The organism is Serratia sp. 22278 (assembly GCF_052045405.1).
GTDB lineage: Bacteria > Pseudomonadota > Gammaproteobacteria > Enterobacterales > Enterobacteriaceae > Serratia > Serratia marcescens.
On sequence record NZ_JBQEOW010000002.1, the window covers coordinates 431701 to 452688 of the forward strand.

Annotated in this window: 21 protein-coding genes; 10 read left to right on the forward strand and 11 right to left on the reverse strand. The window is 61.7% G+C overall.

Annotation, left to right across the window (positions count from 1 at the left end):
• The first annotated feature begins 47 nt into the window (after nucleotides 1-47).
• From ACTJJ6_RS06720 to ACTJJ6_RS06730, 3 genes are all read left to right on the forward strand, one after another.
• Nucleotides 48-452, forward strand: coding sequence for a VOC family protein (locus ACTJJ6_RS06720; RefSeq protein WP_115435718.1), 405 nt, complete (start codon nucleotides 48-50; stop codon nucleotides 450-452).
• Nucleotides 453-572: 120 nt separating this feature from the next.
• A complete protein-coding gene (locus ACTJJ6_RS06725) occupies nucleotides 573-1502 on the forward strand; it encodes an alpha/beta fold hydrolase (RefSeq protein ID WP_440801518.1) in 930 nt (309 codons plus the stop codon).
• A gap of 102 nt (nucleotides 1503-1604) precedes the next feature.
• Nucleotides 1605-2525 carry a DUF808 domain-containing protein gene (locus ACTJJ6_RS06730; protein ID WP_028127651.1) on the forward strand — a complete coding sequence of 307 codons (921 nt, stop codon included), beginning with the start codon at nucleotides 1605-1607 and terminating at the stop codon, nucleotides 2523-2525.
• Nucleotides 2526-2754: 229 nt separating this feature from the next.
• Here the strand turns inward: ACTJJ6_RS06730 and ACTJJ6_RS06735 are convergent, their stop codons facing one another.
• From ACTJJ6_RS06735 to ACTJJ6_RS06755, 5 genes are all read right to left on the reverse strand, one after another.
• The gene (locus ACTJJ6_RS06735; RefSeq protein ID WP_048232997.1) at nucleotides 2755-3294 is read right to left on the reverse strand and encodes a GNAT family N-acetyltransferase; all 540 of its coding nucleotides are present in this window, start codon (nucleotides 3292-3294) and stop codon (nucleotides 2755-2757) included.
• Nucleotides 3295-3429: 135 nt separating this feature from the next.
• A complete protein-coding gene (locus tag ACTJJ6_RS06740; RefSeq protein ID WP_079449537.1) occupies nucleotides 3430-4242 on the reverse strand; it encodes a MetQ/NlpA family lipoprotein in 813 nt (270 codons plus the stop codon).
• Between the two features lie 130 nt (nucleotides 4243-4372).
• Nucleotides 4373-5224 carry a DUF1460 domain-containing protein gene (locus ACTJJ6_RS06745; protein WP_197783373.1) on the reverse strand — a complete coding sequence of 284 codons (852 nt, stop codon included), beginning with the start codon at nucleotides 5222-5224 and terminating at the stop codon, nucleotides 4373-4375.
• Nucleotides 5225-5328: 104 nt separating this feature from the next.
• Nucleotides 5329-5871 carry a GNAT family N-acetyltransferase gene (locus ACTJJ6_RS06750; RefSeq protein WP_440801522.1) on the reverse strand — a complete coding sequence of 181 codons (543 nt, stop codon included), beginning with the start codon at nucleotides 5869-5871 and terminating at the stop codon, nucleotides 5329-5331.
• Complete coding sequence (locus tag ACTJJ6_RS06755) at nucleotides 5871-6338, reverse strand: acyltransferase (RefSeq protein ID WP_440801525.1); 468 nt, start codon at nucleotides 6336-6338, stop codon at nucleotides 5871-5873. Before ACTJJ6_RS06755 ends, ACTJJ6_RS06750 begins: the two co-directional genes overlap by 1 nt.
• Before the next feature lie 205 nt (nucleotides 6339-6543).
• Here ACTJJ6_RS06755 and ACTJJ6_RS06760 point away from each other — a divergent pair, with 205 nt between their 5' ends.
• The gene (locus tag ACTJJ6_RS06760; RefSeq protein WP_004939641.1) at nucleotides 6544-7134 is read left to right on the forward strand and encodes a Yip1 family protein; all 591 of its coding nucleotides are present in this window, start codon (nucleotides 6544-6546) and stop codon (nucleotides 7132-7134) included.
• A 53-nt stretch (nucleotides 7135-7187) separates the two neighbouring features.
• On the opposite strand, the gene ACTJJ6_RS06765 is transcribed toward ACTJJ6_RS06760, so the two are convergent.
• Nucleotides 7188-8039 carry a DMT family transporter gene (locus ACTJJ6_RS06765; RefSeq protein WP_049299468.1) on the reverse strand — a complete coding sequence of 284 codons (852 nt, stop codon included), beginning with the start codon at nucleotides 8037-8039 and terminating at the stop codon, nucleotides 7188-7190.
• Nucleotides 8040-8606: 567 nt separating this feature from the next.
• On the opposite strand from ACTJJ6_RS06765, the gene ACTJJ6_RS06770 reads away from it, so the two are divergent.
• From ACTJJ6_RS06770 to ACTJJ6_RS06780, 3 genes are read left to right on the forward strand one after another with little or no spacing between them, the layout of a single operon-like run.
• Nucleotides 8607-9323: an ABC transporter ATP-binding protein gene (locus tag ACTJJ6_RS06770; protein ID WP_049299469.1), complete on the forward strand. Its 717-nt coding sequence runs from the start codon at nucleotides 8607-8609 to the stop codon at nucleotides 9321-9323.
• A gap of 16 nt (nucleotides 9324-9339) precedes the next feature.
• The gene (locus ACTJJ6_RS06775; RefSeq protein WP_049299470.1) at nucleotides 9340-10296 is read left to right on the forward strand and encodes an ABC transporter substrate-binding protein; all 957 of its coding nucleotides are present in this window, start codon (nucleotides 9340-9342) and stop codon (nucleotides 10294-10296) included.
• Entirely contained in the window at nucleotides 10293-11300 is a 1008-nt protein-coding gene (locus ACTJJ6_RS06780; protein WP_049299471.1) for a FecCD family ABC transporter permease, read from the forward strand. Before ACTJJ6_RS06775 ends, ACTJJ6_RS06780 begins: the two co-directional genes overlap by 4 nt.
• Before the next feature lie 64 nt (nucleotides 11301-11364).
• On the opposite strand, the gene dld is transcribed toward ACTJJ6_RS06780, so the two are convergent.
• The 3 genes from dld to ACTJJ6_RS06795 form a co-directional block, all read right to left on the reverse strand.
• Entirely contained in the window at nucleotides 11365-13071 is a 1707-nt protein-coding gene (dld, locus tag ACTJJ6_RS06785; RefSeq protein ID WP_440801531.1) for a D-lactate dehydrogenase, read from the reverse strand.
• A 126-nt stretch (nucleotides 13072-13197) separates the two neighbouring features.
• Nucleotides 13198-13992, reverse strand: coding sequence for a type I methionyl aminopeptidase (map, locus tag ACTJJ6_RS06790; protein ID WP_049299472.1), 795 nt, complete (start codon nucleotides 13990-13992; stop codon nucleotides 13198-13200).
• Nucleotides 13989-14192, reverse strand: a complete 204-nt coding sequence (locus tag ACTJJ6_RS06795; protein WP_006324220.1) for a ParD-like family protein — start codon at nucleotides 14190-14192, stop codon at nucleotides 13989-13991. Before ACTJJ6_RS06795 ends, map begins: the two co-directional genes overlap by 4 nt.
• A gap of 168 nt (nucleotides 14193-14360) precedes the next feature.
• Between ACTJJ6_RS06795 and ddlA the strand changes: the two genes are divergently transcribed.
• A complete protein-coding gene (ddlA, locus tag ACTJJ6_RS06800) occupies nucleotides 14361-15464 on the forward strand; it encodes a D-alanine--D-alanine ligase (RefSeq protein WP_015377061.1) in 1104 nt (367 codons plus the stop codon).
• 34 nt (nucleotides 15465-15498) lie between these two features.
• Here the strand turns inward: ddlA and ACTJJ6_RS06805 are convergent, their stop codons facing one another.
• Complete coding sequence (locus ACTJJ6_RS06805) at nucleotides 15499-16278, reverse strand: ABC transporter substrate-binding protein (RefSeq protein WP_079450936.1); 780 nt, start codon at nucleotides 16276-16278, stop codon at nucleotides 15499-15501.
• 34 nt (nucleotides 16279-16312) lie between these two features.
• Nucleotides 16313-17467, reverse strand: a complete 1155-nt coding sequence (locus ACTJJ6_RS06810; RefSeq protein ID WP_440801534.1) for a methionine aminotransferase — start codon at nucleotides 17465-17467, stop codon at nucleotides 16313-16315.
• A gap of 118 nt (nucleotides 17468-17585) precedes the next feature.
• Here ACTJJ6_RS06810 and ACTJJ6_RS06815 point away from each other — a divergent pair, with 118 nt between their 5' ends.
• Together ACTJJ6_RS06815 and bglX are read left to right on the forward strand one after the other, a co-directional pair.
• Nucleotides 17586-18506, forward strand: coding sequence for a LysR substrate-binding domain-containing protein (locus tag ACTJJ6_RS06815; RefSeq protein ID WP_440801536.1), 921 nt, complete (start codon nucleotides 17586-17588; stop codon nucleotides 18504-18506).
• Between the two features lie 112 nt (nucleotides 18507-18618).
• Nucleotides 18619-20916, forward strand: a complete 2298-nt coding sequence (bglX, locus tag ACTJJ6_RS06820) for a beta-glucosidase BglX (protein ID WP_049299476.1) — start codon at nucleotides 18619-18621, stop codon at nucleotides 20914-20916.
• Nucleotides 20917-20988 lie beyond the last annotated feature (72 nt).

A 20988-nucleotide genomic window follows, 5' to 3' on the forward strand; every position in this document is an offset into this window, starting at 1 on the left:
ATCCGCTATCCTCCATTAATACCACAACGTTTGCCGGAGGGGATGTTATGAGTCAGGTTTCGACCTTTGTCATGTTCCAGGGAGAGGCGCAGCGGGCGATCGATCTCTACAGCCAGGTGTTCGAGCGTTTTCGGCTCATGCAGGTGCAGCATTACGACCCGACGCCGGACGGCCGGCGGTTGATCAAGCATGCTGCCATCGATTTTGATCGACAGAACCTGGTGTTTACCGATAGCCCGATCAGCCATGACTTCAGCTTTACCCCGGCGGTGTCGCTGTTCATCAATCTGCCTAACGAAGAAGCGTTGGAGCGGGCGTTCCACCGGCTGGCGGAGGGCGGCAAGGTGCTGATGCCGCTCGATGACTACGGCTTCAGCGCCCGTTTCGGTTGGCTCAACGATCGTTTCGGCCTCTCCTGGCAGCTCAATGTGCCGGCGGGGGATCTGCCCTGATACTAAGGGCTCAGCGTGTAAAAGACATGGTAGTTCCTGCTGTTATTTCATATGCTTATCATCGTGAGGGCGGGGAATTTTGCCGTAGGAAGTACCGACAACATCATGGAAAGGTGCGCTTTGATTGATTTTGACCGCTATGTTGAGCAAGCGAAGTCTTACGGCGAGTGGCCGGGCAGGCATGTGGACATGTCGTCCGCTTGCGTCGAGGGGTTGAGCTATCGCCTGTATCGGCACGCTGCCGAGAGCGAAGACGTGATGGTGGTGTATCACGGCGGCGGGGTTAACAGCGCCGCCGGGTATGACGTTCTTGCGCGCCAGTTGGCGGCCGAGCCAACGCTCGCGGTGTGCCTGGTGGATATCCGCGGACATGGCGATTCCACGGGAGAGCGGGGGACGGTTGAGCGGCCTGAGCGTATTTGGCGCGATGTCGATGTCATCCTGGCGGAAATGCGCCGCCGGTTTCCGTTGGCGCGCAGGCACCTGCTGGGCCATTCGAGCGGCGCCGGGATGTTGCTCAACTACCTGACCCGTTACCCTGGTGAACAGCAGGCGGACAGCCTGATCCTGCTGGCACCCGAGCTGGGGCCATTTTCCGGCATAGCCCGCGATCTGGCGGAGACGGCTCGTTTTGCCCAGGTGCGTCAATGGCCTTTTGTGGCCAATGCGCTTAGCGGTGGGCGATGGTTTGGGCAATCTCGGGCGGTCAGCCTGAATTTTCCCCCGGCGGTGCTGGCCGCCGCCCCCGATTTTGTCTGCCAATACAGCGTCAATATGGCTAATGCATTGACGCCGCGCACCCCGGCCAAGCAACTGGCGGCGCTGCGATTGCCGACCTTGCTGCTGGCGGCAGCGCAGGACGAGTTGTTCAGCGCGCAATCCTTGCAGCGCTTCGTCGAACAGCATGGCAACGCCCAAACCGCCTTTGGCTTGCTTGAGGGCAGTACGCATTTATCGTGCGTCTTTGCGGCCCATCGTTTTGTCCTTCAACATATCTCGCGTGCGGCCGCTACCGAATCCGATGAGGGGCTGGCGGGCGAGGGGGCTTAACGCCCGCCCGGCATTTTCCGAGATCCTCCCATATCCTTTTATGACGCTTTACCGCTATGCTAAACATAGAATGGCCCGTGAATATGAAAAGGATGAATCATTTTGGCAGGAAGTAGTTTACTTACCCTCATCGACGACATCGCCTCGTTGCTGGACGACGTCTCTTTAATGAGCAAGATGGCGGCGAAAAAAACCGCCGGGGTGCTGGGGGACGATTTGGCGCTTAACGCGCAGCAGGTCACCGGCGTTAAAGCCGATCGCGAACTGCCGGTGGTGTGGAGCGTCGCCAAAGGCTCGCTGATCAACAAGGCGATCCTGGTGCCGCTGGCGCTGCTGATCAGCGCCTTCGCGCCCTGGGCGATTACGCCGCTGCTGATGGTGGGCGGCGCCTACCTGTGTTACGAAGGGTTCGAAAAGGTGTTTCACAGCCTGAGCCACGGCAAGGCGGCGCAGGAGGAAAAATCGGACGGGCCCGGCGCCAATGAGGACGCCGCGGCCTATGAGAAGCGCAAGGTGAAAGGGGCGATACGCACCGATTTCGTGCTCTCCGCCGAGATTATCGCCATCACGCTGGGCACGGTCGCCGGCGCCACCTTCAGCCAGCAGGTGATCGTCTTGTGCGGCATCGCCGTCGTGATGACGCTCGGCGTGTACGGCATTGTCGCCGGCATCGTCAGGCTGGACGATCTGGGGCTGTATCTGAGCCGCAAAGGCAGCGCGTTGGCGCGCGCCATCGGCAGCGGCATCGTGCGCGCCGCGCCTTATCTGATGAAAACGCTGTCGATCGTCGGCACTGTCGCCATGTTTATGGTCGGCGGCGGTATTCTGACCCACGGTTTGCCGCCGGTGCATCACCTGTTCGAAGACTGGGCCTCGTACACCACCGTGGTGCCGACGTTTGGCCATCTTTTGCAGGGTGTGGTTCCGGCCCTGCTGAACGTGGCGTTCGGGCTGGTGGCCGGCGGCGTGGTGCTGGCGGCGGTGTCGGCGCTGGGCGCGGTACGCGCGCGTTTCAAGGCATGATGAAAAGTCTCGCCCCGGAAGGGGCGGGACGTATGAGATGAATTAAAAGATCAGTTTGAGAACGCCGGTAATCGTCAACAAACCCACGATAAAGATGATGGCGACTATCCACAGAATAATTTTCATTTGATTCTCCCTTACCGGTTACAGGTGGCGCGCGGTTGGCGCTAACTCAATGAAATCACTCTTCACTATAGACGCTAACTCCCTATCGTGCGTCGCCATGCCTTCAAGGATGCCGATTGTCGCCCGCGCCCAGCGCGCGCTGCATAATCTGCGTGTCGCGCCATTCCCCCAGCTTGAACCCTACCGCTTTTAACGTCCCTGCGCTGGTGAAGCCGAGTGACTGGTGCAGTGCCAGCGAGCCGCGGTTGGCGGCGGAATCGCCGACGATCGCCAGCATCTGGCGCCAGGGACCTTGCTCGCAGCGGGCGATCAGCGCGCTCAGCAGCGCCTTTCCGACGCCTTTGCCCTGTTGCCCTTCGGCGATATATACCGAGTCTTCCACGGTAAAGCGATAGGCCGGCCGGGGGCGATACGGCGTGGCATAGCAGTAGCCGACAATACGGCCTTCGCTTTTCGCCACCAGCCAGGGCAGCCCGGCTTCCCGCACTTTGCTCAGGCGCAACTGCATTTCCGTCAGCGTCGGCGGCTGTTCTTCAAACGAGGCCGCGCCGTACAGCACGTGGTGGGTGTAAATGCGCAGCACGGCGGACATATCGTCCGGTGTGGCGTCAAGGAGGCTAAGTACGGGAGCGGAGAGCGTCATGATAATGCCTGTTTACCTTGGAAATCAGCGGATAAACGCCATTATGCGCGCCGCTCGCCGCCGGGGTAAATCGGGTTTTCTTATGGTGAGATAAGAAAACCCGATGATGAGCGGGAAGGGGCTCTTTGCCTGTGATTACCAGCCTTTCACCGCGCCGCCGTTGAAGATTTTCTCGGCGGCCTTGGCCACTTCGTCCGACTCATAGGCCTTGATGAAGTTCTGCACGTTTGGCGCGTCCTTGTTGTCTTCGCGGGTGACGATGATGTTGGTGTACGGCGAGTCTTTATCCTCGATGAAGATGCCGTCTTTGGTCGGCGACAGGCCGGTCTGGTTGATGTAGGTGGTGCTGATGACGGCGACGGTGACTTTCGGATCGTCCAGCACGTGCGGCAACTGCGCGCCTTCTAGCTCCATGATCTGATAACGATGCGGGTTGGCGCTGATGTCCAGGGCGGTAGGCAGCAACCCTTTGCCAGGCTTCAGGCTAATCAGCCCGGTTTTTTCCAGCAGCAGCAGGGCGCGCCCCAGGTTGGTCGGATCGAGCGGGATGGCGATCACCGCGCCGTCCGGCAGCTCTTTCAGCGATTTTATCTTTTTGGAGTAGCCGGCCATCGGGAAGACGAAGGTATTGCCGACCGCCACCAGCTTATAGCCGTGATCTTTGTTTTGCTGTTCGAGGAACGGGCGGTGCTGGAACACATTGGCGTCCAGTTCGCCCTTGTCGGTGGCGTCGTTCGGCAGCAGCGAGCCGCTGAAACCGACCAGCTCGACCTCCAGCCCATATTTCTCTTTCGCCACCTGTCTGGCGATTTCCGCCACGTCCTGTTCCGCGCCGTTGATGACGCCGACTTTGATATGGTTTTGGTCGGTTTTTTGATCGCAGCCCTGCAGCGCCAATACGGCGGCGAAGGCCGCCGCCAGAGGGGTGATACGCCAGCGTAAGGTCATCGAAGTCTCCCTGAAAAGAACAATAAAATCAGTTGTTTTTTGTTCTTACAGCTAAGCCTGAACCGCCGATGAAGTCAAACGCTCGCTCAGCATAAACGGCTATAGCTTATAGCCGTTATGCGATGGGGGATTATCGGCTGAGTGAACGCAGCACCACGATGCCCGGCGTGGCCATCACGTAATCCATAAAGGGCGAATCGACCACCCGCATGTTGGCCTTGCGCGATGAGGCGTTGCGCAGCACCGGGCCGTTGTCGGTCATCACGAAGATGCCGGTATGGGTCACGTCCAGCCCGGCGAGGTTGGTGTAAATGCCGATGTAATCGCCGGTGCGCAGTTGGGCCAGCACCTTGTCGTCGACGCTGTCGCTGGGGATATAGGTCACGCTGCGTTGTACGTTGGGCAAACCGGGCAGGTAGCTGCCGCCGTCCGCCTTTTGATTGAGGGTTTTCACGAGGGTGACGGCGTGCGGGCTGAGCTGCGCGGTGATGTCTTCGGCCACCTTGTGCGGCCGCTGCGCCCAGTCGGTGAAGAAGTGTTTGCGCTGCGGGAAGGCGATTTTGCCGTCGACGTAGCGAATGTCCACCAGACGCTGAACGAACTCGGCCTCGCTGCGGGCGGTGCTGAGCGCTTCCACATAATCGATGTAGGTGAAGCAATCCAGCCCGCGGAAGTCGATCACCAACTGCTCGGGCGTGCTCTGCGCACCGATCAGGCGGTTGGCGAGATAGGGCGTGCCGAGGAATTCGCGCGAAATCAAATCGACGCTGCGGCCATGCGGCTGCGCGGCGGGCCAACCGGCGCGCAGTGCGAGGATCTCACGCAGCTTGCTGCGGGTGCTGGCGTCCATCTCCGGCTGCACGCCCGGCGGCGAAACGGTGACGCCGGTCGGCGGCGTTGCGGGGGCGACGGCGGCGGGGCGCTCGGCGCATCCGCTCATGGCGATAGCTAACATCAGTAAAACAGCCTTGTTCTGGTTCATACGGCCCTCCCTGGGTGTCGCTGGCTTATCAGAGTAAGTGATAACAGTTCTCATCCGATGGTAGGGGTTAAAAAGTAAACATAGCCTCAATGACGTTCGATAAATCAGTAACCGATTTCGCTATTGAACGGCAAATACCAGAACAGCGCGATTTCGTGATCGGCGATCTCCGGCTCGGCGCGGTACAGCAAACGATCGATGCCGCCGAGAATAAACCCGTAATGCTGGTAGCAGCGGCAGGCCGCCAGATTGTTGTTCTGCGTTTCGAGCATCATACCTGAGGTTTCCTGTTGCCGCGCCCACTGTTTGGCGCAGTCCAGCAGCGCCCCGGCGATACCCTGACGACGCGCGTGAGCGCTGACGGCGATCTCGTCGATCAGGGTGTAACCGTTCCAGTTTTTGCTCAGCGTAATATGGCCAACGGCGTCATTCTGGCGATACGCCAGGAAGGTCACGCTGTCTTCGTTGGCGAACGGCGCCAGCGGATACCGCTTGCGAAACGGCGCCACCGGGCGGGTTGGCCAGCTGTCGACCGGGCTGTCAAACTGCGGCAGAGCGTAACAGGCGATGGTGAAGCTGAAATCGCCGCGCGTCAGATAATCATCGGGCAGCGCCTCAATGGCCGCGATGCGGATGGCCGGGATCATTACGGCAGCTCCCGCAGCAGGCGCGCCGGATTGCCGGCATAAATCCCCTTGCGGGTGATGTCGCGGGTCACGACCGCCCCGGCGCCGATTACCGTGTCGCTGCAGATCTCCACCGCCAGGATCGTGGCGCCGGAGCCGATGGACACCCGATCGCCGATGCAGGTGCGCCCCCAGCTGGCCGGATCGGCATTGGGCGCGCCGTCTTTGAACAGATCGTTGGCGAAGGTGACGCCGTGGCCGACAAAGCACGCTTCGCCGAGGGTGACGTATTCGCAGATAAAGCTGTGCGATTGAATTTTACTGCGCGCGCCGATGCTGACGTGGCGCTGGATCTCGACGAACGGGCCGACGAAGACATCGTCACCGAGCCGGCAACCGTACAGATTGCAGGGTTCGATCACGGTAACGTTGCGCCCGGCGTCGACGTCGACGATCCCCGCCTGGCGGGTGGTGATAACGGATGACATGACCTTCCTCACAGCCTGGTTTTCATGGTGGGAGTATAAGACAAAGCGCCGCGGCGTTGCGCTTTCCGCACGTTTTTTCGCCGAAAGACTATAATGAGTACAGGGGAGAGAGCCCCGTGGCCGCAATCCTCGCGCGGGTAGCAGTCCGTCAGAGGTGTGAAATTCGTTCGCCGATCGCGGCCTACGGCGAGATTGGAGGTGTCTCATGGTCAGTCATGTTTGGGGACTTCTGGCGCATCCCAGCGCCGAGTTCGAACAGATCAAAAGCGAGAATGAAAGCGTCTCGCACCTATACACCCATCACGTGTTGCTCTTGGCAGCCATCCCGGTGGTCTGCGCCTTTATCGGCACCACCCAGTTGGGCTGGCTCTCCGGCGAGGGACATGCCATCAGGCTCGACATGTTTACCGCGCTTTATACCGCCGTGGCGTTCTACCTGCTGATGCTGGCGGGCGTAGCGGCCATGGGGAAAGTCATTCACTGGATGGCGCGGCGTTATGAATCGCGCCCCAGCCTGCACCGCTGCATGGTGTTCGCCGGCTATGTGGCGACCCCGATGTTCCTCAGCGGGATTGTGGCGCTCTATCCGGTCGTCTGGCTGTGTCTGTTTGTCGGCATTATCGGCCTGTGCTATTCGGGCTATCTGCTGAATCTGGGGATCCCGCACTTCCTGAATATCGACAGTAAGGAAGGGTTCATCTTCTCCAGCTCGACCTTCGCTATCGGTATCCTGTTGCTCGAGCTGCTGCTTGGGGTGACGGTGCTGCTGTGGGGGTACGGTTCCTGGTTGTTCTGAGTTAACGGCTGTTGTTGCCCCCGCGCCGGTGGAACGGCGCGGGGGCTTTTGCTTTATACGCGGCGGAAAACCAGCATCACGCCGAGCACGATGCCCGCCATGCCCAGCAGGCTCAGCGCCGCCAGCGCGTGGCCGAGCAGCAGGTAATCCAGCAGGGCGGTCACCGCCGGGATCAGGTAGAACAGGCTGGTGACCTGCACCAGATTGCCGCGCTGGATCAGCCGATACAACAAGAAGGTCGCCAGCACTGAGATCACCACCGCCATCCACAGCAGCGGCAGCACGAACTCAGGCCGCCAGTCGACCCGCAGCGGCTCAAACGGCAGCGCCAGCGTACACATCAACAACCCGATGGCATACTGCAGCGGCAAGACCGCCAGCGGCGGCTGCGTCATGCCCTTTTGCAGCAGGGTGCCGGCAGTCATGCTCCCCAATGCGATAAAGGCGAACAGCATGCCGCTCGGCGAGAAATGAGCCACCATCAGGCTTTGGTACACCACCAGCGTCAGCCCGGCCATCGCCAGCGCCAGCCCGAATGCGCGCAGCCCGGTGCAGCGCCGCTCGGTGATGAACTGGGTGAGGATCGGCTGTACGCCGAGCAACGTGGCCAGCACGCCGGGCGTAATGCCCTGTTCCAACGCCAGCAGATAGCAGATCTGATAGCTGCCGATCATCAGCACGCCGATCAACGCGACGCGCCGACGGGTGCCGGCTGCGGGCAGGCACTGGCGCCGCCACAGGCCGATGGCCAACAGCACCGCCAGCGCGATGGCGCAGCGGAAGAACAGAAAAGCGAAGGCGGAGGCGTGCTCCAACCCCCAACGGGAGAAGATCGCGCCGCTGCTCCAGAGCAGGACGAACAGCGTAGCCAGGCCGGCATTGGCCCAGAGAGAAGGGAATCGCATATCAATTTCACCTGTCGTGAAAATTACAGGCTCCGGCGCGCGCGGCGGTCCACGCCTGAACGCAATAAATCAACATAAGCCGGAGGTAAAAAGTCGGTGTGGCTTAGCGCACGACCACAATGCGTGGCGGGTAAGCGGCAACCGCGGAAACGACAGAGAAAACGGCGGGTGGAGCGGAGGAAGCACACAGCAAAACGACGGCCGGAACGGTCGCGTTTGTCGGATCTGTGCTGTGCGCCAACGGAGTCATATGGGTTCCTGCAAACCGGGAATGAGACGAATCGCTTCAAACATAGCCAAGTTCAGCGGGGCGTGCAATCGGAAATCACAATGGATTAAATGATAATGAAAATCATTATCATTAATTAAAAGGTGTGCTATGTTGCTTTTGCCACGTAGTGTTGACGCAGCGCGTGCGGCAGAAGACGTTGCGATTCGCTTTTGCAGAAGGCGAGCAATCGTGGTAAAAATATTGGTATGTTATAATATAACAATTAATGCATGATGAATTCAGTTCACGACATCCTCCATGTTGATGGAATTAGCCTGACCGGCCACGGCGGGGCATTGATACTCGACACCATCCATTTCGCGCTCCGCGCCGGTGAGAAGCTGGCGGTGATCGGCCCCAACGGCAGCGGCAAGTCCAGCCTGTTGCGCACCCTGATCGGCGAAACGCGGCCGGACAGCGGCGGCATTTACTGGCGGGGGCGTGCCTTGTCCGCGTGGCCGGCGGCGGAGCGCGCCAGAAGCATCGCCTTTCTGGCGCAAAACGATCTGCCGGATTTGCGGCTGTCGGTCGAGGATTACGTGGCGTTGGGCCGTTTACCGCATGGCGAACGCTCTGCGACGGGAAAGTGCATCGTTGACGAGGCCATCGGGGAAACCGGGCTGGCGCAGCTCAGACACCATCCGTTGGGGCGGCTCTCGGGCGGCCAGCGTCAGCGCGCCGCGCTGGCTCGGGCGTTGGCGCAGTCTCCCGACCTGTTGTTGCTGGATGAACCGACTAATCACCTCGATCCGCCCGGGCGCTCGGCGCTGCTGTCGCTAGTGAAGAATAAAGATATCGCCGTGATTGCGGTGCTGCACGATCTGCCCGTGGCGGAGGCGTTTGCCGATCGGATCCTGGTGCTCAACGAAAGCCGCCAGGTGGCCTGTGGCACGCCCGAGGCGGTGTTGCAGACCCCGGTGATTTTGCCGGTGTTCGGCATGAACAGCTTCAAGGTGGCGCACCCCGTCAGCGGGAAAACGCTGCGTATTTTTGACGTTCCCCATTGCGCTTGATAAACCAGAGAGAAACATGAACACACGCGTATTCCCCCTGCTCCTGCTGCTGGCCGGCGGGGCGGCGGCGGCCGAAAAATTTCCCGTCACCGTAGAAAGCTGCGGTACGCCGGTCACCTTCAACCAGGCGCCGCAACGCGCCGTCATCAACGACATCAACATGGCCGAGATGGCCTTTGCGCTCCATCTGCAGGATCGCATTGTCGGGCTGACCGGCATTACCGGCTGGTACAAACTGACGCCCGATTTCAAGGCCTCGATGGGCGCCATTCCCGAACTGGCGCCGAAATATCCCGCTCTGGAAACGCTGCTGGCGGCACAGCCGGACTTCTTCTTCGCCGGCTGGAATTACGGCATGAAGATCGGCGGCGACGTCACGCCGGAGAAGCTCGCCCCGTTCGGCATCAAAACGCTGGTACTGAGCGAGAGCTGCATACAGGCCGGCGGGCGGCCGCAGAAGGCCGATATGAACCTGCTGTATGACGATGAGCTGAAGCTCGGCAAGATTTTCGGCAAGCCGCAAGAGGCCGCCGCGCTGGTTGAGGGCTGGCGGCGCCGGTTGGCTGCGCTTCCCGCCAGGCCGGCGGGCCAGCCGCCGCTTAAAGTGTTCGTCTATGACTCGGGGGAGGAGAAGCCTTTCACCAGCGGCAAATACGCCATGCCGACGGCGATCATCGAAGCGGCGGGCGGCCGCAACGTGATGGACGGTTTGCCGGCGAGCTGGACGACGGCGTCCTGGGAGGCGGTGGCGGCGGCCGAGCCCGACTTCATTATTCTGCTGGATTACCAGACCGGGTCAGGCGCCGATGCGCTGCGGCGCTTCCTCGAGTCTCACCCGTTGATGAAGTTGACGCCCGCGGTACGGCACCATCGTTATCTGAAACTGCAGTATGCGGAGTTGACGCCGGGGCCGGCCAACATCGGCGCGGTGGAAAAGCTGGCGCGGGCGCTGTACGCGCCGGAGGCTGAATGAACTCGCCGATCCGGCGGTTTATGCTGCTCGCGCCGCTGGCGCTGTCAGTGTTGTGCGGGCTAATGATCTGGAGCCTGCAGCTGGGCAGTGTCGCGCTGTCATGGCGGCAGGCGTTGGCGGCGTTAGGGCTCGGTTCGGCGCCCCTCTCCGGCATGCTGGATACCATCGTCGTGCAACTGCGAATGCCCAGAGCCCTGTTGGCGGCGTTGACCGGCGCCGGGCTGGCGATGACCGGCGCGTTACTGCAGACTACCACCCGCAATGAGCTGGCCGATCCTTTTCTGTTTGGGCTCTCCTCCGGCGCCTCCGCCGGCGCGGTGCTGGTCATCACGCGCTTCGGCGATGCGCTGGGCGCGCTGACGTTGCCGCTGTCCGCTTTCGCCGGCGGCATTTTGTCCGCGATGGCGGTGATGATCCTGTTTCGCGTCAGCCGGGTCAGGCGCGCCGAGCAGCTGATCGTCTGCGGCCTGGCGGTCTCGTTTTTGTTCAGCGCGCTCACCAGCTACCTGGTGTTTTCCGGCGATCAGCGGGCGGCCGGCTCGGTGTTGTTCTGGTCGCTGGGCGGGCTGGGGCTGGCGCGTTGGGATAATCTGTTCATTCCGTTGGCGAGTTTCGTGCTGCTGGCCGGGTTTACGGCGCTGCGTTGGCGGGCGCTGGACGCGCTGCTGGCGGGCGAGCACACCGCCCATTCGATGGGGGTCAACGTCGCGCGCCTGCGCACCGAGACCTTTCTGTGCTGCGCACTGTCCACGGCGTTTCTCGTTTCGCTGACGGGCGTGATCGGTTTTGTCGGGCTGATGGTGCCTTATCTGGCCCGGCGCCTGGTGGGCGTGCGCCACCGCTTGGCCGTGCCGATGTGCGGCCTGCTGGGGGCGATGCTGCTGACCGGCGGCGACATGCTCAGCCGCAGTCTGATCCCCAATCAGGAGCTGCCCATCGGCATCATTACGGCCGGGCTGGGGGGCGCGTTCATCGTCTCCTTGCTGCTGCGCGCGGAACGCTGAATGGGCCATTGAAGGCCAAAGGGGAAGGTGAGGCGGCCCGCGTCGGCGGGCCGATCGTGCGGTCTTAGCGGAGGTCTTCGGCCCAGCCCTTGCGTTTGCTGGTTTTGCCGATGCCGGGGTTGAAGCTGTTGGTCGGATCGGCGGTGCGGTAGAACGCTTGCAGATCCGGTTTGGCGTGGTACAGGTGGCCGACGTTATGCTCCGCCGGGTACTCGGCGCCGCGCCGGTTGAGGATCTCGAGCATCTTTTCTTTCAGCGCATGGCTGTCCACGCCTTTTTTCACCACGTAGTCCTGGTGGAAGACGTGGCACATAAAGTGGCCGTAATACAGCTTATGCACCAACTGACTGTCGATTTCCGGCGGCAGCGTTTCGAACCAGTCGGTGTCGTTGCGGCGCAGGGCGATGTCCAGCGCCAGAATATCTTCCACCTTGTCGGCGTGCACCGCGTGGTAGCGCACGGCGGCGCCGGCGGCGGCGAAGCGGTGCAGGAAAGCCTTTTTGCCCTCGTCAGGCGTGCAGGCGAAGAAGGCGCCTTCGGCCTGGGCGAAATAGTCGGTCAGGTAGCGCTGGGCCTCTTCCACGCCGGGGCCGGCCATCTTCAGCAGCAGATGGTGTTCGAAACGTTCGCGGTATTCCTTCATGCGTTTCGGCAGGTGGCTCGGCGCCAGATGGCTCAGGCCCTGCATCAGCCGATCGGTCAGGTTGTGCGGCAGCAGCGGCAGCTTGTTGAGGCTGGCGTCCATGCGGCCCTTCAGAGTGAAGAAGCGCGGCATCTGATCGGTGCCGAGCTTGTCGATCATCATGAAGGTGTCTTTGCCGTACACCTCGGCGATGTCGAAGATATCGCGGTGCATGTATTCACCGGCCACCGGCAGGTTTTCGAATTTGCTCAGCATGTGGCGGCGCAGTTCGGTCAGCACCGCGGTGTCGTTGGTGCCGATATAGAACACCTGCTCTTTGCCCTCTTTCTCGAAGGTGTCGAGCCGCACCGCGAACACCGCCAGTTTGCCGGCGCAGCCGGAGGCTTCGTACAGGCGGCGTTTGTCGGCGTTGAAGCGGGAAGGGGTGTCGGCATCGACGTCGCGCACCCGGCTGGCGTATTCGTTATCCGAGGCGCGCAGCTCACCGTATTCGACGTCCTCCGGGCGATAGTCGCCTTTTTCCAGCCGGGTGAGGATCTCTTCCGGCGTGTCGCCGAGGCGGATGCCCAGATGGTTCACCAGGCGCAGCTGGCCGTCTTCCCCTAACTGGGCGTACAGCGCCATTTCGGTATAGGCCGGGCCGCGTTTCACCAGCGAGCCGCCGGAGTTGTTGCATACGCCGCCGATCACCGAGGCGCCGATGCAGGAGGAGCCGATCACCGAATGCGGTTCGCGGCCGTAGGGTTTGAGCAATTTCTCGAGGTGGTGCAGGGTGCTGCCGGGGAAGCCGACCACCTGCTTGCCGTTGTCCAGCACCTGAATATGATCGAGGCGCAGGGTGCTGACGATGACGATATCGCGATCATAGTCGTTGCCGCTGGGGGTTGAGCCTTCGGTCAGGCCGGTATTGGCGGCCTGCATGATGACGATTTTGTCGGCGGCCACGCAGGCCTGCAGAATGCGCCACAGCTGCAGCAGGCTGGTGGGAAACACCACCGCCAGCGCCTGGCCTTCGCCGGAGCGGAAGCCCTTGCGATAACGCTCGGTGTTGCGATTGCCGGTCAACAGCTGCGGGCCGCCGACGATGTCCTTGAGCTGATTGATAAACGTCTGATTGCCTGACTGCATGCTGCCTGTCTCCCTGTCATCCCCGTCGCCTTAACCGCGGCGCCGGGGTGCCGCGCAATAAGCTAAGAGGTTATCAATTAAATAACTTATTAAGCTATTAGCTTGGTGGGCTAATGGCTTGCGGGTTTAGTAGCGCTCGGCGTAGCCGGCCTGGCGCTCTTCGTCGCGCAGCGTCAGGATTTCCACGCCGTCGGCGGTGACCGCCACGGTGTGCTCCCACTGCGCCGACAGTTTTTTGTCGCGCGTCACCACCGTCCAGCCGTCTTTCTTCTGCTTGATGCGGCGGTCGCCCTGATTGATCATCGGCTCGATGGTGAACACCATGCCTTCCTGCAGCGCCATGCCGCTGCCGGGTTGACCGTAGTGCAATACCGCCGGCTCTTCGTGCATGTCGCGGCCGATGCCGTGGCCGCAATACTCCCGCACGATGCTGTAGCCGGCCTGCTCGGCGTGCCGCTGGATGGCGTGGCCGATATCCCCCAGGGTGGCGCCCGGTTTGACCGCGCGAATGCCCTGCCACATCGATTCATAGACGTTGTTCACCAGCCGTTTGGCCAGCGGCGTCACCTGGCCGATGCAGTACATCTTGCTGGAGTCGGCGATATAGCCGCCGTTTTCCAGCGTGATATCCACGTTGACGATCATGCCGGAACGCAGGATTTTGCTGGCCGACGGCACCCCGTGGCATACCACGTCGTCCACGGAGGTGTTGAGCACATAGGGGAAATCATACTGCCCCTTGCTGGCCGGGCGCGACTTCAGCTCTTCGACGATAAACGCCTCGGCGCGGTCGTTGATCTCCATGGTGGAGATGCCTTCGACGATGACCTCATCGAGCATAGCAAACACTTTGGCCAGCAGGGCGCCGGAATGGCGCATTTTGGCAATCTCTTCCGGCGTTTTAATCACAATCTGTTTCACCCGACAATCTCCTTCAGCGTCAGCGCGTTATCTTTCATCATTTTTTTTACCAGTTGCGGGTAAGTCAGTTCCGGATGGAACTCCGCCAGCATGCCGATCTTGATCCAGTACTCGGCCTGCGCATTGATCGAACGCGTCATGGTCAGGCTGGCGAGGCGCAGATCGTCATGCAGCGCGTCCGAAATTTTTACGATGCCCATCGGCGTCTCCATAAATGAACAATATACGAAGTGTATACGTTTGGGATGGTCGCGATGTGGCATTCTGTGGCGTAAGAAGATTCTGGCAACAACGATTGCCGCCGCCAGGCAATGCGTTTATTGTGATGAACGACTTTTTTGCCATGATTTTTCAGAAGGATTTAAGGCGTGACTAAACTACGTGTTGGGGTGATTTTTGGCGGTAAATCGGCGGAGCATGAGGTGTCGCTGCAGTCGGCCAAAAACATTGTGGATGCAATCGACAAAGAGAAGTTTGACGTCACGCTGCTGGGGATCGACAAACAGGGGCAGTGGCACATCAACGACGCCTCCAATTACCTGCTCAACGCCGAGAATCCGGCGTTGATCGCGCTGAACCGCTCGAACAAGAACGTGGCGCTGATCCCGGGCCAGGAAAAACAGCAGCTGATCGAAGCGGGCAGCGCCGGCGCGCTGGGCCAGCTCGACGTCATTTTCCCGATCGTGCACGGCACGCTGGGGGAGGACGGCTCGCTGCAGGGGCTGCTGCGCATGGCCAATATGCCGTTCGTCGGCGCCGGCGTGCTCGGCTCGGCGGTCAGCATGGATAAAGACGTGACCAAGCGCCTGCTGCGCGACGCCGGGCTGGCGGTGGCGCCGTTCGTCACCCTGACGCGCGCCAACCGCGCCGGCTTCACGTTTGAGCAACTGAGCGAGCGCCTCGGCCTGCCGCTGTTCGTCAAGCCGGCTAACCAGGGCTCGTCGGTCGGGGTCAGCAAGGTGGAAAACCGCGCCGAGTTTGACGCGGCGGTGGCACTGGCCTTCAGTTTCGATCACAAGGTGCTGGTGGAGTCGGCGATCGTCGGCCGCGAGATCGAGTGCGCGGTGCTGGGGAACGACGATCCGCAGGCCAGCGTGTGCGGCGAGATCGTGCTGAGCGACGCCTTCTACTCCTACGACACCAAATACATCAATGAGCAGGGCGCTCAGGTGGTGGTGCCGGCGGCGATCGCGCCGGAAGTGAGCGACCACATCCGCGAGGTGGCGCTGAAGGCGTTCCGCGCGCTGGAGTGCTTCGGGTTGGCGCGGGTGGATGTGTTCCTGACGCCGGACAACCAGGTGGTGATCAACGAGATCAACACGCTGCCGGGCTTCACCAACATCAGCATGTATCCCAAGCTGTGGGCCGCCAGCGGCGTCAGCTACCAGGCGCTGATCACGCGCCTGATCGAATTGGCGCTGGAGCGCCACCAGCAGGATCGCGCGCTGAACAGTTCGGTGTTCGATCGCTAAACGCGGCAGGGGGCGGCGGTGCCGCCCCCGTCCATCACTTCACCGTCACATCGATATCGCCGAAATACTTCTTCGACAGCGCCGCCACCGTGCCTTGCTGCTTCACTTTGGCGATGGCGACATCCAGTTTCTTCTTCAGCGCCTCATCCCCTTTACGCAGGCCGAAGGCGATGCCTTCACCGAGGATTTTGTCGTCGCGCACCGCCTCGCCGACGAAGGCGAAGCCTTTGCCGTCCGGCTGTGACAGGAAGCCGCTTTGCCCCGAGGGCGCCATCACCAGCGTGGCGTCGAGCCGACCGGCCGCCAGATCGAGATACACCTGATTCTGATCCTGGTAAGACACCACATCCACGCCCGCCGGCGCCCAATGGGTTTTGGCGTAAATCTCCTGAATCGAGCCTTGCAGCACGCCCACGTGTTTGCCCGCCAGCGCGTTGGCGTCCGGCAGCAGGCCGCTGCCGGCTTTGGCGATCAGGCGGTTCGGCACCTGATAGATGGCGTCGGTAAAGGCGATCGCCTGGCGCCGCTGTTCGGTCACGTTCATCGCCGAGTTGATGGCGTCGAACTTGCGCGCCTGCAGCGCTGGGATCAGGCTGTCGAACGAGGTTTCCACCCAGCTGCATTGCAACTGCGCGGCGGCGCACACCGCGTCGCCCAACTCGATGTCGAACCCTTCCAGTTTGCCGCTGGCGGATTTGGATTCGAACGGCGGATACAGCGCTTCCAGACCGAAGCGCAGGCTGTTTTCCGCCGCCAGAGAAGAGCCGGCGGCCAGCAGGCATCCGGCGGCGAACAGCGTTTTCAAAGCTTTCATAGGCAGTGCCCCTTTCCCATGGTCGGACAAAAAATTACACCTGGCTCAGGCGACGCGCGCCTTCCAGCAGGGTCTCGTTATCTTTGGAAAAACTCAGCCGAATAAGGCCGGTATCGGTGCCGTCGCTGTAGAACGCCGACAGCGGGATCGTCGCCACCTTCGCTTCGCGGATCAAGCGCACGGCGAAATCATTGTCGCTTTCGTGACTGAAGCCGCTAAAGCGGGCCAGCATGAAGAAGCTGCCGCGGCTGGGCAGCAGCTCAAAGCGCGAATCCTGCAGGGCGCTGGCCAGCAGATCGCGCTTTTGTTGGTAAAACGCCGCCAGCCTCAGGTAGCTCTGCGGGTTGGCGAGCGCGGCGGCGAAGGCGTGCTGCATCGGCGTATCGGCGGAGAACACCATGAACTGGTGCACCTTGCGGATTTCGTCCATCAACGCCGCCGGCGCCAGGCAATAGCCGACGCGCCAGCCGGTGACGTGGTAGGTTTTGCCGAACGACGACACGATCACGCTGCGTTCCGCCAACTGCGGATAGCGCGCCATGCTGTGGTGAATATCGCCGTCGAACACCACGTGCTCGTAGACCTCGTCGGACAGGATCACGATGTCGGTGTCGCGGGTCAGGGCGGTCAGGCGGTCGATATCCTGCGCGTCGAACACCGCGCCGGTCGGGTTGTGCGGCGTGTTGACGATAATCATGCGCGTTTTGCCGTTGATGGCGGCGGCCACTTCGTCCCAGTCGACGCGAAAATCCTGCAGCGACAGTTTGATCGCCACCGGCGTGGCGCCCTGCAGGCGCACGATCGGCGCATAGCTGTCGAACGCCGGTTCGAAATAGATCACCTCGTCGCCGGGATGCACCAGCGCGCTGATCGCCGAGTACAGCCCTTCGCTGGCGCTGGCGATCACCGTGATTTCTTCGTCGGCGTCATAGCGCGCGCCATACAATCGTTCAGCTTTTTCCGCCAGAGCAGCACGTAACGCCGCCACGCCGCTCATCGGCGCGTATTGGTTATGACCTGCGCGCATGGCTTGCGCCGTTGCCTCGATCAACTGCGGATCGCCGGCGAAATTGGGCGCGCCCTGCGACAGATTGAGGGCCTGATGTTCGGCGCTGAGTTGGCCAATGACGGTGAAGATAGTGGTGCCGACGTCCGGCAGCTTCGAGCGGGATGAGCAAGCGCTCTGCATGATGGGCTCCAGGCAAACAGGGAAGTGTTGAGCGATTAAGCATCAGCCGGCGTAGGCGGACAAGGGAAAGTTTGTCATACTTGCCATGCACTACGATCATACCTAATCGAGGCACGCTATGCCGATATCCCTGCCGTCGCTCGACGTGTTGAAAACCTTCGTGGTGGTGGCGCAACGCCTTAACTTTACCCATGCCGCCCGGCAGCTGCACCTGACGCAGGGGGCGGTCAGCCGGCAAATCCTTGGGCTGGAACAGCGCCTGGGGTATCCGCTGTTCAGCCGCCAGGCGCGCGGTCTGACGCTGACGCCGCAGGGCGCGCAGCTGCTGGCGCCGGTGCAGCAGGCGCTGGGGCAGTTGGATGAAGCCCTGACGCGGGCCGCAGCCCCGCCGGGGGCGCTGCGCATCAAATGCCCGACCTGCGCCATGCGCTGGGTGCTGCCGCGCATCATTCGCCTGCAGAATGAACGGCCGGATATGCACATCGAACTGACCGCCTCGGTGTCACACGGCCTGGATTTCAGCGCCGAGCAGTTTGACGCCGCGGTGCTATTCGGCCGGCCGCCGGGCAAAAAGCTGACCGCGCACCTGCTGTTCGACGAAATCCTCACGCCGGTCTGCACGCCGACGTTTCTGCCGCCGGCGCCTCGGCTGGCGGACTTGACGGACAAAACTCTGCTGCACCCGACGCGCGATCGGCGCGACTGGCTGCGCTGGCTGAAGGCGGCGGGCGCCGATGCGTTGCCGTCCGGCAAGGCCCAGCATTTCGATACCCTCGATCTGGCGATGAGCGCGGCGCTGCAAGGGTTTGGCATCGCCATCGGCGATCTGTGCCTGTTGGAGGAGGATATTCAGGCGCGGCGCGTCGTGACGCCGTTCCCGCTCTGCGTCAGCAGCGGCGCGGCCTATTATTTGGTCTATCCTGAACGCACGGTGGCGCCGCCGACGTTAACCGCGCTGGTCGATTTTCTGTCGGCGGAGGCCGCCGACAGCCGCGCCCGGCTGCAGAATTACCTGCCGATAACCTGTAATGCTTTGTAAACATTAGCGATGCGAATTCCCTTGGCGATGAAACAGAGTGTGGCAAACTGTTTCTTCACTCCGATTAAACCCCGCGGCTTTGGCGGCGGAAACACGCCTGAGATAAAACAAGATGAAATGGCTTTGTGTGGTGAGTATGTTGTCCGGTCTGGCCCTCAGTCCGGCTTTTGCGCAGGAAACGCCGATAACGCAGGGCATTCACGCCCAGCAGCGCGACGCCTTCGTGTCCAATTTGATGAAGCAGATGACGCTGGAAGAGAAGATCGGCCAGCTGCGGCTGATCAGCGTCGGGCCGGATAACCCGAAAGAAGCGATCCGCGAGGGGATCCGCAAAGGGCAGATCGGCGCCATCTTCAATACCGTTACCCGGCCGGATATCCGGGTGATGCAGGATCAGGCGATGCAGCTCAGCCGCCTCAAAATCCCGTTGTTCTTCGCCTATGACGTGGTGCATGGCCAGCGCACCGTGTTCCCGATCAGCCTGGGGCTGGCGGCCAGCTTCGATCTGGAGGCCATTGCGCTCAGCGCCCGCGTGGCGGCGCAGGAGGCCAGCGACGACGGCCTGAACATGACCTTCGCGCCGATGGTCGATATCACTCGCGATCCGCGCTGGGGCCGGGTGTCCGAAGGCTTCGGCGAAGACACCTGGCTGGTATCGAAAATCGCCAAGGTGATGGTCGACGGTTTCCAGAACGGCGATCCGGCCAAACCCGGTTCGGTGATGGCCAGCGTCAAGCACTTTGCATTGTACGGCGCCGTCGAAGGCGGCCGCGACTACAACACTGTCGACATGAGCCCGCTGCGCATGCATCAGGACTATCTGCCGCCTTACAAAGCGGCGGTGGACGCCGGCAGCGGCGGGGTGATGGTGTCGCTCAACGCGATCAACGGCGTGCCGGCCACCGCCAACCCGTGGCTGCTGAAAGATCTGCTGCGCGAGCAGTGGGGCTTTAAAGGCATCACCATCAGCGACCACGGCGCGATCAAAGAGCTGATTAAACACGGCGTGGCCGCCGACGCGCGCGACGCGGTGCGGCTGGCGATCACCTCCGGCGTCGACATGAGCATGAGCGACGAGTTCTACGACAAGTACCTGCCGGGTCTGGTGAAGGACGGGCTGGTGCCTGAAAGCGATATCGACCGCGCCTGCCGCGACGTGCTGAACACCAAGTATGACATGGGGTTGTTCACCGATCCGTATGTGCATCTGGGCCCGGCGGGTTCCGATCCGCAGGACACCAACGCCGAAAGCCGTCTGCATCGCGCCGAAGCGCGGGTGGTGGCGCGCAAGACGATGGTGCTGCTGAAGAACGATAAGCAGACGCTGCCGCTGAGCAAGCAGGCGACCATCGCGCTGGTCGGGCCGATGGCCGACAGCCAGCGCGACGTGATGGGCAGTTGGTCCGCCGCCGGGGTGGTCAAACAGTCGGTCACCCTGCGCGAAGGGCTGGAGCGGGCGGTGGGCGACAAGGCGCGCATTCTGTACGCCAAGGGCGCCAACGTCACGCAGGATAAAGGCATCATCGACTATCTGAACGAGTATGAGCCGGCGGTGGCGTTCGATACCCGCTCGCCGCAGCAGATGATCGACGAAGCGGTGCAGGCGGCGAACAAGGCCGACGTGGTGGTGGCGGTGGTGGGGGAATCGCAGGGCATGGCGCATGAGGCCTCCAGTCGAGCCGACATCACGATCCCGCAGAGCCAACGCGATTTGATCGCCGCGCTGAAAGCCACCGGCAAGCCGCTGGTGCTGGTGCTGATGAACGGCCGGCCGCTGGCGCTGAGCTGGGAGAGCGAGCAGGCGGACGCGATGCTGGAAACCTGGTACAGCGGCACCGAGGGCGGCAACGCGGTGGCGGACGTGCTGTTCGGCGACTATAACCCGTCGGGCAAGCTGCCGATGACCTTCCCGCGCTCGGTCGGCCAGATCCCGATGTACTACAACCACCTGAACACCGGCCGTCCGTTCGGCAAGGAGAATCCGGGCAAGTACACCTCACGCTACTTCGATTCGCCGAACGGCCCGCTGTATCCGTTCGGTTACGGCCTGAGCTACACCACCTTCAGCCTGTCGGATCTGAAATTATCCAGCCCGACGATGGCGCGCAACGGCAAGCTAACCGCCAGCGTCACGCTGAAGAATACCGGCAAGTACGACGGCGCCACGGTGGTGCAGCTGTATCTGCAGGACGTGACAGCCTCGGTCAGCCGGCCGGTGAAGGAGCTGCGCAACTTCAAGAAAGTGATGCTGAAGGCCGGTCAGTCGCAGCAGGTCGAACTGCCGATTAGCGAAGACGATCTGAAGTTCTACAACGCCAGCCTGAAATGGGGGGCGGAGCCGGGCAAATTCAACGTGTTCGTCGGCCTGGATTCCGACAACGTGCAGGCGCAAAGCTTTACGCTGAAGTAACCTTTTCCCCCTCTTTCACTGCGGTGGGAGAGGGGGATCCATCCTTTCCGCTAATGTCACCGGAGCTTGCCT